The sequence below is a fragment of the Streptococcus sp. Z554 genome (assembly GCF_053010305.1).
The window spans coordinates 371,750-386,321 of the sequence record NZ_JBRKNV010000001.1 but is presented as its reverse complement, the minus strand read 5'-3'; the positions used below and the strand labels follow the sequence as shown (position 1 = coordinate 386,321).

The 14,572-nt window shown below is 38.6% G+C and carries 10 protein-coding genes and 1 other annotated feature (1 of these 11 only partly in view); all 10 genes read left to right on the top strand.

Annotation, left to right across the window (positions count from 1 at the left end; all coding sequences use genetic code 11):
- The first annotated feature begins 231 nt into the window (after positions 1–231).
- The 10 genes from rnr (at position 232) to ppc (ending at position 14,433) form a co-directional block, all read left to right on the top strand.
- Entirely contained in the window at positions 232–2,574 is a 2,343-nt protein-coding gene (gene rnr / locus ACVC7R_RS01995; RefSeq protein ID WP_447263308.1) for a ribonuclease R, read from the top strand.
- Entirely contained in the window at positions 2,537–3,004 is a 468-nt protein-coding gene (gene smpB / locus ACVC7R_RS01990; RefSeq protein WP_001051741.1) for an SsrA-binding protein SmpB, read from the top strand. Before rnr ends, smpB begins: the two co-directional genes overlap by 38 nt.
- A 12-nt stretch (positions 3,005–3,016) precedes the next feature.
- Complete coding sequence (gene tehB, locus ACVC7R_RS01985; protein WP_447263307.1) at positions 3,017–3,877, top strand: SAM-dependent methyltransferase TehB; 861 nt, start codon at positions 3,017–3,019, stop codon at positions 3,875–3,877.
- Between the two features lie 337 nt (positions 3,878–4,214).
- The gene (locus ACVC7R_RS01980) at positions 4,215–5,363 is read left to right on the top strand and encodes a hypothetical protein (RefSeq protein WP_447263306.1); all 1,149 of its coding nucleotides are present in this window, start codon (positions 4,215–4,217) and stop codon (positions 5,361–5,363) included.
- Positions 5,364–5,602: 239 nt separating this feature from the next.
- Entirely contained in the window at positions 5,603–6,559 is a 957-nt protein-coding gene (locus ACVC7R_RS01975) for a competence protein CoiA (RefSeq protein ID WP_447263305.1), read from the top strand.
- Positions 6,560–6,577: 18 nt separating this feature from the next.
- A complete protein-coding gene (gene pepF, locus ACVC7R_RS01970) occupies positions 6,578–8,380 on the top strand; it encodes an oligoendopeptidase F (RefSeq protein WP_447263304.1) in 1,803 nt (600 codons plus the stop codon).
- Position 8,381: 1 nt separating this feature from the next.
- Positions 8,382–9,095, top strand: a complete 714-nt coding sequence (locus tag ACVC7R_RS01965) for an O-methyltransferase (RefSeq protein ID WP_447263303.1) — start codon at positions 8,382–8,384, stop codon at positions 9,093–9,095.
- A gap of 74 nt (positions 9,096–9,169) precedes the next feature.
- Entirely contained in the window at positions 9,170–10,159 is a 990-nt protein-coding gene (gene prsA / locus ACVC7R_RS01960; RefSeq protein ID WP_447263302.1) for a peptidylprolyl isomerase PrsA, read from the top strand.
- A gap of 213 nt (positions 10,160–10,372) precedes the next feature.
- Positions 10,373–11,584 (top strand): cell division peptidoglycan polymerase FtsW, encoded by a 1,212-nt coding sequence (gene ftsW / locus ACVC7R_RS01955; protein ID WP_447263301.1) that lies wholly within the window; start codon positions 10,373–10,375, stop codon positions 11,582–11,584.
- Between the two features lie 23 nt (positions 11,585–11,607).
- Positions 11,608–14,433: a phosphoenolpyruvate carboxylase gene (gene ppc / locus ACVC7R_RS01950; RefSeq protein WP_447263300.1), complete on the top strand. Its 2,826-nt coding sequence runs from the start codon at positions 11,608–11,610 to the stop codon at positions 14,431–14,433.
- Positions 14,434–14,521: 88 nt separating this feature from the next.
- Positions 14,522–14,572 (top strand) — a binding site (T-box leader); it runs 171 nt beyond the window's last position.

Here is a 14,572-nt window from a genome sequence, read left to right as displayed (position 1 = left end):
GGTCTTTGCCTATTTTTATTTTTATACTCTTCAAAAATCTCTTCAAACCACATCAGCGTCGGCTTGTCGTATATGTGTTACTGACTTCGTCAGTCCTATCCACAACCTCAAAACGGTGTTTTGAGCAACCTGCGCCTAGCTTTCTAATTTGTTCTTTGATTTTTATTGAGTATTAAATGATGTTTGAGAAGGTTTTACGGTAAAAGAAAATAAAAAATCTAGAAAGAAAACATGAAAGATAAAATAAAAGAATATTTAAAAGAGAAGGGACGAGTCACAGTTAATGACTTGGCTCAAGCTCTAGGAAAGGATGGATCCAAGGATTTTCGTGAGTTAATCAAAACACTTTCCTTGATGGAGAGAAAGCACCAGATTCGCTTTGAAGATGATGGAAGTCTCACCTTGGATCAAAAGAAAAAACAGGAAATTACCCTTAAAGGAATTTTTCACGCTCATAAAAATGGCTTTGGTTTTGTTAGCCTAGAAGGAGAAGAAGACGATCTTTTTGTTGGTAAAAATGATGTTAACTACGCTATTGATGGCGATACTGTTGAGATTGTGATCAAGAAGGTTGCAGATAGACAGAAAGGAACAGCTGCTGAAGCTAAGATTATTGATATTTTAGAACACAGTTTGACGACGGTTGTTGGGCAAATCGTTCTTGATGAGGAAAAACCCAAGTATGCGGGCTATATCCGTTCAAAAAATCAAAAAATTAGTCAACCAATCTACGTTAAAAAGCCAGCAATTCAATTAGAAGGTACAGAAGTTCTTAAGGTCTTTATTGATAAGTACCCAAGTAAGAAACACGATTTCTTTGTCGCTAGTGTTCTAGATGTTGTGGGACATTCAACGGATGCGGGGATTGACGTCCTTGAGGTCTTGGAGTCAATGGACATTGTATCCGAGTTTCCAGAGGCTGTTCTCAAAGAGGCAGAAAAGGTTCCTGATGCTCCATCAGAGAAGGATATGGAAGGCCGTCTGGACTTAAGAGATGAAATTACCTTCACGATTGATGGAGCGGATGCAAAAGACTTGGATGACGCAGTTCATATCAAACCTTTGAAGAACGGCAATATCGAACTAGGTGTTCACATCGCAGATGTTTCTTACTACGTAACAGAGGGATCTGCGCTTGACAAGGAAGCCTTAAATCGTGCGACTTCCGTTTATGTAACGGATCGGGTGGTTCCAATGCTTCCAGAACGCCTTTCAAACGGTATCTGTTCCCTCAACCCTCAAGTCGACCGTTTAACGCAGTCTGCTATTATGGAGATTGATAAACATGGTCGTGTTCGTAATTACACGATTACTCAGACTGTTATCAAGACAAGTTTCCGAATGACCTATAGTGATGTAAATGACATCCTAGCAGGCAATGAGGAGAAGAGACAAGAGTATCAGAAAATTGTTCCTAGTATCGAGTTAATGGCTAAGTTACATGAAACTTTGGAAAATATGCGAATGAAGCGTGGAGCTTTAAATTTTGATACCAATGAAGCTAAGATTTTAGTAGATAAAAAAGGCAAGCCAGTTGATATTGTCCTTCGTCATCGTGGTGTTGCTGAACGTATGATTGAGTCCTTCATGCTGATTGCCAACGAAACAGTTGCGGAACACTTTAGCAAGCTGGACCTACCTTTTATCTATCGTATCCATGAGGAACCTAAAGCAGAAAAAGTTCAGAAATTTATTGATTACGCTTCAAGTTTTGGATTGCGTATCTATGGAACTGCTAGTGAGATAAGTCAGGAAGCCCTTCAAGACATCATGAGTTCTGTTGAAGGCGAGCCATATGCGGATGTATTGTCCATGATGCTTCTGCGTTCCATGCAGCAGGCTCGTTATTCTGAGCATAATCATGGCCACTATGGATTAGCTGCAGACTACTACACTCACTTTACCAGCCCAATTCGTCGTTATCCTGACCTTCTTGTTCACCGGATGATTCGTGACTATGGACGTTCTAAGGATGTAGCAGATCATTTTGAACAAGTCATCCCTGAGATTGCGACCCAGTCTTCTAACCGTGAGCGCCGTGCGATCGAGGCAGAGCGTGAAGTCGAAGCTATGAAAAAAGCTGAATACATGGAAGAGTACGTCGGTGAAGAGTATGATGCAGTTGTTTCAAGCATTGTTAAATTTGGTCTTTTTGTTGAGTTGCCAAATACAGTTGAAGGATTGATTCACATCACAAATCTTCCTGAGTTTTATCATTTTAACGAGCGTGATTTGACACTTCGTGGGGAGAAATCAGGAATTACTTTCCGTGTGGGACAACAGATTCGCATTCGAGTTGAAAGAGCGGATAAGATGACAGGAGAGATTGATTTCTCCTTTATTCCAAGTGAATTTGATGTCATTGAAAAAGGTTTGAAACAGTCTGGTCGCAAGGATAGAAGTCGTCGTTCCGATAAGAAAGAAGACAAGAGAAAAGCTGGTCGTTTAGGTGATAAGCGCAAGCATTCTCCAAAAGACAAGAAGAAAAAGAGCAAGAAACCTTTTTATAAGGAAGTAGCAAAGAAAGGAGCTAAGCATGGCAAAGGGCGAGGGAAAGGTCGTCGCGCAAAATAAAAAGGCGCATCACGATTATACAATCGTAGATACGCTAGAAGCAGGAATGGTCCTGACAGGAACTGAAATTAAGAGTGTTCGAGCAGCTCGCATCAATCTGAAAGACGGTTTTGCCCAAGTGAAAAATGGGGAAGTTTGGCTGAGCAATGTTCATATCGCTCCTTATGAAGAGGGCAATATCTGGAACCAAGAACCAGAACGTCGTCGTAAACTCCTCCTTCATAAAAAACAAATCCAGAAATTAGAGCAAGAAACTAAAGGGACAGGGATGACGCTGGTTCCCCTTAAAGTCTATATAAAAGATGGTTATGCTAAGTTACTTTTAGGACTTGCAAAAGGGAAACACGATTACGATAAACGGGAGTCTATTAAACGCCGTGAGCAAGATCGTGATATTGCGCGTGTCATGAAAGCTGTCAACCATCGATAGAAGGGTTATAAAATGGAAAAACTAGTTGCCTACAAACGCATGCCAGTCTGGAATAAAGACACCATGCCAGAAGCTGTTCAAAGAAAACACAATACTAAGGTGGGAACCTGGGGTAAGATTACCGTATTAAAAGGGATTCTTAAGTTTATTGAGTTGACCGAAGAAGGAGAAGTTATAGCTGAGCATCTTTTTAAAGCAGGTGCTGATAATCCTATGGCGCAACCTCAAGCCTGGCACAGAGTAGAAGCTGCCACAGACGATGTGGAATGGTACTTGGAATTCTATTGTAAACCGGAGGATTATTTCCCTAAGAAATACAATAGCAATCCAGTTCATTCGGAAGTTTTAGAAGCTATGCAGACGGTCCAACCATGTAAAGCACTAGACCTAGGATGTGGCCAAGGAAGAAATGCCCTCTTTCTGGCTCAACATGGCTTTGATGTTACAGCAGTAGACCAAAATGAGCTTTCTCTTGAAATCTTACAAAGCATTGTAGAGCAAGAAGATTTAGAAATACCTGTTGGGCTTTACGATATCCATTCAGCGAGCATTGGGCAAACTTATGATTTTATCGTATCGACTGTTGTTCTCATGTTTTTACAAGCAGATCGTATTCCGGCTATTATCAAAAATATGCAGGAACAAACTTCTATCGGTGGCTACAATTTGATTGTTTGTGCTATGGATACAGATGATTATCCTTGTTCAGTTAATTTCCCATTTACTTTTAAAGAAGGAGAATTGGCAAATTACTACAAGGACTGGGAATTAGTGAAGTACAATGAAAATCCTGGCCATCTCCACCGTCGTGATGAAAACGGAAATCGTATCCAACTACGTTTTGCGACCATGTTGGCTAAAAAGGTAAAATAATTGAAAAAGAGGCTGGGACAAAAGTCCTAGCCTCTCAATTGTTTTTGGATTGTCGAGCAAGACGCAGTGGTTGAGTGGACTCTACTACGCTGATTTCATCAGCTTTTACAGCCCTACTCAACTGTGCGGAGGTGGGACGACGAAATCGAATTCTAACGAATGACCGATTTCTGTCCCACTCTCTTTTTTATTCCCTAAATAATCATTGGAAAGTCTTATTTTATGCTATACTAAAAGTATAAGGTACCTATAGACTTTATAAGTTTCTGGTTGTTAAAAAAGGATTCATATCAGCTGCCAAATCTTTTAAACCGTTTATGCTCTAGGAGGTCGCAATATGCCTAGTCTTTTAATTGAACTTTACGATACACATGCGATTGAGAAAAATGTCTATCAGGCTTTTGTCAGTGATTGTGATGAGATTTTATACCTTTCTACAAGAAAAATTGCTGAGGAAGAAAAGCTATCCTTGAAGCATTTTCTAATGGAACAAGTTCCACACTTAAAACAAGTACATTTTCGACAATTCAACCTAGAAAAAATCTGCCAGGAATTAGATGTATTTATCAATGATTTTGAGACAGTGACCATCGATGTTTTTGGCGGAGATAATCTATTAGCAATAGTTCTATATCAGTATGGTTTGGAGAAAGGTATTCCCATTATTGCTATGGATGTTGACCAAGGAAAGCAGTATGCCTGGGAAAGGGGTAAGATTTGTGATAAACAGTTAGAGATTCCCAGTTTATCCATTGAGCAGTTGATAGCCTTACGTGGTGGAAAACTCCTTAAATCAAGAAGACCTCAGCATAAGGCTGAGCAAAATGAAGCGATTAAAAAACTGGCTCATTATGCGATTGAAAATCCAGAAAAATGGTATCAGGTTACTCAGTATTTCGCCTTGGCAAAAACTGGAGATTTTCATGCTGAAACAGCCAAAGTTTTAGAAGGTAACGGGAAAACTTATTCCTATCCCTCTACCTTGATTCCGTTATTCATAGAAGCTAATCTACTAAAAATAGAAGAGGAAACATCTGATAGCGTCTCTTATTCATTTCCGAGTTCAGAAGCGCAGTTGCTTTGTAGAACCAAGGGGCATATCTTAGAGCTCTATATTTATCTACTGGCTTTAGAATCAGAGTATTTTGATGAATGTATGATTGGTGCTGAAATTGACTGGAATGGAATTTTTCCAGAAATAGATAATGTCCAAAATGAAATAGATGTAGTCCTTCGAAAAGATTACTCTGTAGTATTCATATCCTGTAAAATGACTGATTTATCAGTTGAAGCTATTAACGAGCTCGAAGTTTATGCCAATCATTTTGCAGGAGATAATTGTTTAAAATTGATTGTATGCTCCGGCAGGATTAACCCTGTTTTTAGCAATCGTTGTCAAGAATATGGCGTATCCATCATTAAACCGGATCAGATATCAAATCTCATTCCCATGTTGCAAGAGTATATGAAGAACAAACGGAAGTGATACTAGATGTCATGTGAAGAAGAGTCTGGGATAATAGTTCTAGACTCTTAATTGTCTTTGGATTGTCGAGCAAGACGCAGTGGTTGAGTGGGCTCTACTACGCTGATTTCATCAGCTTTTACAGTCCTACTCAACTGTGCGGAGGTGGGACGACGAAATCGAATTCTAACAAATTACCGATTTCTGTCCCACTCTCTTTTCTTATCCTTTTCGAATAAAGTAGAAAAGGGGGGGTATATATGTTTATAGCCAGAGATAAAAAGGGTAACCTCATTAACGCTTTAGAGAAAGAGCCGAGAAAGCAAGAATATTATTGCCCAGCTTGTGGAACAAGTGTTCGCTTGAGAAAAGGGAAAAATGTGCGTACTCATTTTGCGCATACATCCATCAAACAGTGTGACTACTACTATGAAAATGAGAGTTTAGAGCATCTGGAAAATAAGGTAGCGCTTTTTAATTGGGCTCAGAATGATGCCTTGGTAGAAATGGAATATCCGATACAGGAACTAAAGCAAATTGCTGATATTCTCATCAATCAGCAATTAGCTATTGAGGTTCAATGTAGCCCCTTGTCTTCTAAACTGTTGCAGGAGAGAAGTAATGGTTATAGAAATTCAGGAATTCAAGTATTGTGGTTACTCGGAGAAAAGCTCTGGCTAAAAGAACGTCTAACTAAACTACAGAGAGATTTTCTTTACTTCAGTAATAATATGGGATTTCATCTTTGGGAGTTAGACCATAAAAAACAAGTTTTGAGGCTTAAATACCTACTCCACCAAGATTTAAAAGGAAAACTCCATTATCAGGTCAAGGAATTTTCTTATGGCAAAGGAAATCTACTTGAAATCTTACGGACTCCTTATCAGCAACAAACTCTGATCACTTTTTCAGTTGAGCAAGATACGAAGATTTGTCATTACATTCAAAAACAACTCTATTATCAAAATCCCTATTGGATGAAACAACAAGCCCAAGCCTACTTAAGAGGAGAAAATCTTTTGAATCTTAAAAAACAGGATTGGTATCCACAGATAAGGCCTATAGAAAATGGTTCTTTTTGTCAAATAGGTATAAATCTAAATGATTATTACCGTAACTTTAAGGCCTATTATGAACGGAATCCTCAAAAAAATCAACAAAAGCTCTATCCACCTGCCTTTTATCAGCAATATTTCTCGAAAAATATGGTAAAATAGAAAGGATGGAGGAAATTTATGGTATTACAACGAAATGAAATCAATGAAAAAGATACTTGGGATCTATCAACGATCTTTGAAACAGACCAAAAATGGGAAGAAGAATTAGTCCTATTAACCGAGGATACAAAAGAAGCAGCTAGTCTTGAAGGACATCTCTTGGATAGTGCAGAAAGCCTTCTTAACATTACAGAGCGTTATCTGGACTTGAGTCGTCGTCTTGAGAAACTCTATGTCTACGCACATATGAAAAACGACCAAGATACACGAGTCGCTAAGTATCAAGAATACTATGCAAAAGCAATGACTCTTTATAGTCAACTCGACCAGGTATTCTCTTTCTATGAGCCAGAATTTATGGCAATTACTGAAGACCAGTACAAAAACTTCTTATCAGAAGAACCAAAACTTCAACCGTATAAACACTATTTTGATAAACTCTTGCAAAATAAGGACCATGTCCTTTCACAACGTGAAGAAGAGTTATTAGCAGGTGCTGGTGAAATCTTTGGAGCAGCTAGTGAAACTTTCGCTATCTTAGACAATGCGGATATCGTCTTTCCATTTGTTAAAGATGAAGATGGTAACGAGGTACAGTTGTCACACGGTGTCTATATGCGCTTAGTAGAATCTAAGAACCGTGAGGTACGTCGTGGAGCTTATGAAGCCCTCTACGCTACTTATGAACAATACCAGCATACTTACGCTAAAACCTTGCAAACCAATGTCAAAGTGCAAAACTATCGTGCTAAGGTTCGTAATTACAAGAGTGCGCGTGAAGCAGCACTTACAGCCAACTTTGTTCCAGAAAGTGTCTATGACAACCTAGTATCTGCTGTTCGTAAGCATTTGCCACTCTTACATCGTTATCTGGATCTTCGCTCAAAAATCTTGGGTATTCCAGACCTTAAAATGTACGATGTCTATACTCCATTGTCTTCAATAGAATACAGCTTTACTTACGAGGAAGCCTTGAAGAAGGCAGAAGAAGCTTTGGCAGTTCTTGGTGAGGATTACTTGAGTCGTGTCAAACGTGCCTTCAGTGAGCGTTGGATTGATGTGTATGAAAATCAAGGCAAGCGTTCAGGTGCATATTCTGGTGGATCATACGATACCAACGCCTTTATGCTTCTTAACTGGCAGGATAACTTAGATAATCTCTTTACTCTTGTTCATGAAACTGGTCACAGTATGCACTCTAGCTATACTCGCGAAACCCAGCCTTATGTCTATGGAGATTACTCAATCTTCTTGGCAGAGATTGCTTCAACAACTAATGAGAATATCCTAACAGAAAAACTGTTAGAGGAAGTTCAAGATGACGCAACACGCTTTGCCATTCTAAATAACTTCTTGGACGGTTTCCGTGGTACAGTCTTCCGTCAAACTCAGTTCGCTGAATTTGAACACGCTATCCACCAAGCTGACCAAAATGGTGAAGTCTTGACAAGCGAGTTCCTAAACAATCTCTATGCTGACTTGAACCAAGAATATTATGGTTTGAGCAAGGAAGACAATCCTCAAATTCAGTACGAGTGGGCTCGTATCCCTCATTTCTACTATAACTACTATGTGTACCAATATTCAACAGGTTTTGCAGCAGCTTCAGCTTTGGCTGAAAAGATTGTTCATGGTAGTCAAGAAGATCGTGATCGTTATATTGAATACCTTAAGGCTGGTAAGTCAGACTATCCTCTAAATATCATGCGAAAAGCTGGTGTTGATATGGAAAAAGAAGACTATCTTAATGATGCCTTTGCAGTCTTTGAACGCCGTTTGGATGAGTTCGAAGCCCTTGTTGACAAATTAGGACTGGCATAAGATGGTTGAGTCATACAGTAAAAATGCTAACCATAACATGCGACGGCCTGTTGTTAAGGATGAGATTGTGGAATTTATGCGCCACAGACAAGAGCAGGTGACTGGTTCTTTAAAAGAACTAGAAAACTTTGCTCGCAAGGAGAATATTCCTATCATTCCTCATGAAACAGTCGCTTATTTCCGTTTCCTAATGGAAACAATTCAACCAAAAAATATTTTAGAGATTGGGACGGCGATTGGTTTTTCGGCACTTTTGATGGCTCAACATGCCCCAGAGGCTAAAATAACAACCATTGATCGTAATCCTGAAATGATTGGTTTTGCCAAGGATAATTTTGCAAAATTTGATAGTCGTAACCAAATTACCCTCTTAGAAGGTGATGCGGTAGATGTCTTGTCAACTTTAACAGAAACCTATGATTTTGTATTTATGGATTCTGCAAAATCCAAATACATCGTATTTTTGCCAGAAATCCTCAAACACCTTGAGGTTGGTGGAGTAGTTGTCTTAGATGATATTTTCCAAGGTGGAGACATTGCTAAGGATATTATGGAAGTCCGACGCGGGCAACGCACCATTTACCGTGGTTTGCAGAGACTTTTCGACGCAACTTTGGACAATCCAGATCTAACAGCAACTCTAGTTCCACTTGGGGACGGAATTCTCATGCTGAGAAAAAATCAAGCAGAAGTAGAACTGCCTGATGTTGACTAATTTTAGAAATTTTTAAGACAATTTAGTAAAATAGATAAGGTAAACATTTATCTAGTGTATAAAAAGGAGTAAACATGAAGAAAAAATTTTTGGCTGGTGCCATTACATTGTTGTCAGTAGCTACTTTAGCTGCATGTTCAACTAGTTCTCAAGGAGCTGATTTAATCAGTATGAAAGGTGATGTAATCACTGAACATCAATTCTTTGAAGAAGTTAAGAATAATCCAACTGCTCAACAAGTCTTGCTTAACATGACTATTCAAAAAGTTTTTGAAAAACAATATGGTTCTGAAGTAAGTGATAAAGAAGTTGAAGAAGCTGTAGCAGAAGAACAGAAGAAATATGGTGATAGCTATCAAATCGTTCTTTCTCGTGCTGGTATGACAGCAGAAAGCCGTAAAGCTCAAATTCGTACAAATAAATTAGTTGAATACGCTGTTAAGAAAGCAGCAGAAGCTGAATTGACAGATGAGAACTACAAAAAAGCTTACGATGAGTACACACCAGAAGTAACTGCTCAAGTGATTAAACTTGACAGTGAAGATAAGGCTAAGGAAGTACTTGCTAAAGCACAAGAATCTGGGTCTGACTTTGCCCAATTGGCTAAAGATAATTCAACTGACGAAAAGACAAAAGCAAATGGTGGTGAAATCACTTTTGACTCAGCATCAACAGAATTGCCAGACGTTGTTAAAAAAGCTGCATTTGCCCTTAATGTTGATGGAATCTCAGATGTGATCACAGTTCCAGGTACAAAAGCTAATTCAAACAGTTTCTATATTGTGAAATTGACCAAGAAAACAGAAAAATCTTCTAACTGGGAAGATTATAAAGATAAATTGAAGACAGTTATCTTGACTCAAAAACAAAATGATGCTGCTTTTGTTCAAGGTGTCATTAGTAAAGAGTTGCAGGCAGCAAATATCAAGGTCAAAGACCAAGCCTTCCAAAATATCTTTACTCAGTACATCCAAAGTGATACATCTACCGAAACAACAACAACTACATCAGCAGCGACTGAAACAACAACAGCCACTGAGACTACAACAACATCTTCAAATTAAAGATGAATACTCTATCTTTCAACTCTTGAAAGGTAGAGTTTTTTTGAGGTTTTCATTGCTAAAAGTTGAAAATATAACTAAATGGTCTGTGAATTCTTAATGTTGAAATTCTAAGCTTTAACGGGTAAGAGTTTTTTTCTAGTCTAAAAAATGGTATAATAGCTTGTAAAACTAGTATTAATAGAAAATTAAAAATTTAGTAGATGGTGAAATATGAAAATTAGTAAAAGGCACCTGTTGAATTATTCTATTTTAGTGCCCTATATTCTCTTATCCGTTCTGGGTTTGATAGTGGTCTATTCGACAACGAGTGCATCCTTGATTCAAGAGGGGACGAGCGCCTTTCAATTAGTTCGAAATCAGGGCTTGTTTTGGTTGGTTAGTTTATTACTGATTGCAGTAATCTATAAGTTGAAGCTGGGATTCCTTCGCAACGAGCGCTTGTTATTCATCGTTATGTTTGCTGAGTTAGTGTTACTAGCTTTAGCTCGTTTGATTGGGATTCCCATCAATGGGGCATACGGTTGGATCAAAGTAGGACCTATTACTGTTCAGCCTGCGGAATACTTGAAAATTATCATCATTTGGTACTTGGCTCAACGTTTTTCAAAACAACAAGAAGAAATTGCCGTTTATGATTTCCAAGTTTTAACTCAAAACCAATGGTTTCCTAGAGCGTTTAACGACTGGCGTTTTGTTCTTCTGGTCATGATTGGTAGCTTGGCTATTTTCCCTGACCTAGGAAATGCTACGATTCTGTTTTTGGTATCATTACTGATGTACTCAATTAGTGGAATTGCTCATCGTTGGTTTGCAACGATTCTGGCTATACTTACGACTCTAGCCACTGTGACACTAACAGCTATTAAAGTGATTGGTGTTGATAAGGTTTCTAAAATTCCTGTATTTGGATACGTAGCTAAACGATTCAGTGCTTTCTTTAATCCATTTGATGATGTCGCTGGTGCAGGACACCAGTTGGCAAATTCATACTATGCTATGGTAAATGGAGGATGGTTTGGGCTAGGATTAGGAAACTCTATCGAAAAACGAGGCTATCTACCTGAGGCACACACGGACTTTGTTTTCTCTATTGTAATTGAAGAGTTTGGATTTGTTGGTGCCAGTCTTATTTTAGCTCTATTATTCTTCCTAATTCTTCGTATTATTTTGGTGGGGGTACGAGCAAAAGATCCGTTCAACTCAATGGTAGCCATTGGTATCGGTGGAATGATCTTAATTCAGGTATTCGTTAATATCGGAGGGATTTCAGGATTGATCCCTTCAACAGGTGTAACCTTCCCATTCCTTTCACAAGGGGGGAATAGTCTCCTGGTTCTATCAGTAGCTATCGCCTTTGTGTTAAATATTGATGCTAGCGAAAAACGAGCAAAACTCTATAGTGAATACGAATCACAGCTTTAAGAAAAAGTGATAAGGAGAAAAATATGTCTCTTCAAAAACTAGAAAATAATAGGAACAAAACTGTCGTCCAGGAAGAAGTTCAAATCTTGACAGATTTGCTTGAAGATATTACGAAAAATATGCTTCCTTCTGAGACCTTTGATAAGATCATTCAGTTGAAGAAGTTGTCATCAAAATTAGACTATCAAGGGCTTGATAAAGTAGTTGCGAGTCTTACTAATGATGAAATGGTCTATATCTCTAGATATTTCTCTATCTTGCCACTTTTGATTAACATTTCTGAAGACGTCGACCTGGCATACGAGATTAACCATCTAAACAATATCGGTCAAGATTATCTTGGTAAATTGTCAACAACCATTAAAATGGTGGCTGAAAAGGAAAATGCTGCTGAGATTCTTGAATATCTAAATGTGGTGCCAGTTTTGACAGCCCACCCAACTCAGGTTCAACGTAAGAGTATGTTGGACTTGACCAATCATATTCATAATTTGCTACGTAAATATCGTGATGTGAGAATGGGTCTGATTAATAAAGAAAAATGGTACAATGATCTTCGCCGTTATATTGAGATTATCATGCAGACGGATATGATTCGGGAAAAGAAACTAAAAGTAACGAATGAAATCACAAACGTGATGGAATACTACAATAGTTCCTTCCTTCAGGCTGTACCAAACTTGATGTTAGAGTATAAACGCCTTGCAAAAGAACAAGGAATTGACCTAAAACAAGCAAAACCAATTACCATGGGAATGTGGATTGGTGGAGACCGAGATGGAAACCCATTTGTAACTGCTGAAACACTCATGCTCTCGGCTACCATTCAAAGTGAAGTGATTTTGAACTACTATATCAGCAAGATTTCTAGTCTCTATCGTACTTTCTCTCTATCTACCAATTTATCTAAGACAAGCAAGGCTGTTGAAGAAATGGCAGCTCAATCTCGTGATACATCTGTCTTCCGTGAGAAAGAACCTTATCGTCGTGCCTTCCATTTGATCCAATCAAAATTGATTCAAACTCTCTTAAATTTGAAAGAGTGGGCTCTTGTTGGGTCATCGGCAGATGAACGTCATCATATAGAACGACTCTTTGGTTCTCAAGGACATCAACAAGATGTGATTACTGACTATATTAGTAATCGTCTCTCAGGAGCCGTTCAAGAGTTGGCTGAAGATCGTCCTCCTTACTACGAAACAGTTGAGGAATTTAAGCAAGATCTAGCTATCATTAAGGAGTCATTACTTGAGAATAAGGCAGAAGCCTTGCTTACCGGTGAATTTGCTGAGCTTTTGGAAGCAGTAGAAGTCTTTGGTTTCTTCTTGGCTTCTATCGATATGCGTCAAGATTCTAGTGTGCATGAAGCCTGTGTTGCAGAATTATTAGCATCTGCTGGAATTAATGATCACTATAGTGATTTATCAGAAGATGAAAAATGTGAGTTGCTTCTACATGAATTGTTAGAGGACCCTCGAATCTTGTCTGCGACTCACGCTGAGAAGTCTGAACTTCTTGAGAAAGAATTGGCCATTTTCCAAACGGCTCGTGAATTAAAAGATCGTTTGGGAGAAGATGTCATTCGTCAAACCATTATCTCTCACGCAACTAGCGTGTCTGATATGCTTGAATTGGCTATTATGCTTAAAGAAGTAGGACTTGTTGATAATGAAAAAGCGCGTGTTCAAATCGTTCCGCTCTTTGAGACGATTGAGGACTTGGACCATTCTGAAGAAACAATGAGAAAGTATTTCTCTCTACCACTTGCTAAAAAGTGGATTGCTTCTAAAAACAACTACCAAGAAATTATGCTTGGTTACTCTGATAGTAACAAGGATGGCGGATACCTCTCATCTTGTTGGACCCTCTATAAGGCACAAAAACAATTGACTGCTATCGGTGACGAGTTTGGTGTCAAAGTAACCTTCTTCCACGGTCGCGGTGGGACTGTTGGTCGTGGTGGTGGTCCTACTTATGATGCCATTGCTTCTCAACCCCTTAAGTCTATCAAGGATCGCATCCGCTTGACGGAACAAGGTGAAGTTATCGGAAACAAATACGGAAACAAGGATGCAGCCTACTATAATCTTGAAATGTTGGTATCTGCGGCTATCAATCGTATGATTACGCAGAAGAAGAGCGATACCAATACTTCAAACCGTTATGAAGAGATTATGGACCAAGTAGTAGAACGTAGTTTCGATATTTACCGTGAACTCGTATTTGGAAATGAGCTTTTCTATGATTATTTCTTTGAATCTAGTCCAATCAAAGCTATTTCAAGTTTCAATATCGGTTCTCGTCCCGCAGCCCGTAAAACCATTACTGAGATTGGTGGTTTACGTGCCATTCCTTGGGTATTCTCATGGTCACAAAGTCGTGTCATGTTCCCAGGATGGTATGGTGTTGGTTCAAGTTTCAAGGAATTTATTGACCAAGATCCCAAAAATATTGAAACGCTTAGAGAAATGTATCAAAACTGGCCATTCTTCCAGTCTCTTCTTTCCAACGTGGATATGGTCTTGTCAAAATCAAACATGAATATTGCTTTCGAGTACGCTAAACTTTGCGAAAGCGAAGAAGTGCAAGCAATCTACTACACTATTCTTGATGAGTGGCAATTGACAAAGAACGTTATCTTGGCTATTGAAGGACATGACGAGCTTTTAGCAGAAAATACCTATTTGAAAGAGAGTCTGAACTATCGCATGCCGTATTTCAACATCCTTAACTATATTCAGTTGGAGTTGATCAAGCGTCAACGTCGTGGCGAACTATCTCCTCATGAAGAAAAATTAATCCATACAACTATTAACGGAATTGCTACAGGACTACGTAATTCAGGTTAATACAAGCAATGTTTTCCCAAAACCGTAGGAATTTTCATAATTTTTTAAAATAATTCATGAAAATCCTTGACAAGTTTTAGTAAAATGATATAATCGTATCATTCAGAAAGTAATCATTGAAGTTTTCTAGAGAGTCTGT

What these genes read in the sequence shown, in the direction of transcription:
- smpB (WP_001051741.1), top strand. Translation starts at nt 2,537, where the DNA reads ATGGCAAAGGGCGAGGGAAAGGTCGTCGCGCAAAATAAAAAGGCGCAT.
- ppc (WP_447263300.1), top strand. Translation starts at nt 11,608, where the DNA reads ATGTCTCTTCAAAAACTAGAAAATAATAGGAACAAAACTGTCGTCCAG.
- ftsW (WP_447263301.1), top strand. Translation starts at nt 10,373, where the DNA reads ATGAAAATTAGTAAAAGGCACCTGTTGAATTATTCTATTTTAGTGCCC.
- pepF (WP_447263304.1), top strand. Translation starts at nt 6,578, where the DNA reads ATGGTATTACAACGAAATGAAATCAATGAAAAAGATACTTGGGATCTA.
- ACVC7R_RS01980 (WP_447263306.1), top strand. Translation starts at nt 4,215, where the DNA reads ATGCCTAGTCTTTTAATTGAACTTTACGATACACATGCGATTGAGAAA.
- tehB (WP_447263307.1), top strand. Translation starts at nt 3,017, where the DNA reads ATGGAAAAACTAGTTGCCTACAAACGCATGCCAGTCTGGAATAAAGAC.
- ACVC7R_RS01975 (WP_447263305.1), top strand. Translation starts at nt 5,603, where the DNA reads ATGTTTATAGCCAGAGATAAAAAGGGTAACCTCATTAACGCTTTAGAG.
- rnr (WP_447263308.1), top strand. Translation starts at nt 232, where the DNA reads ATGAAAGATAAAATAAAAGAATATTTAAAAGAGAAGGGACGAGTCACA.
- ACVC7R_RS01965 (WP_447263303.1), top strand. Translation starts at nt 8,382, where the DNA reads ATGGTTGAGTCATACAGTAAAAATGCTAACCATAACATGCGACGGCCT.
- prsA (WP_447263302.1), top strand. Translation starts at nt 9,170, where the DNA reads ATGAAGAAAAAATTTTTGGCTGGTGCCATTACATTGTTGTCAGTAGCT.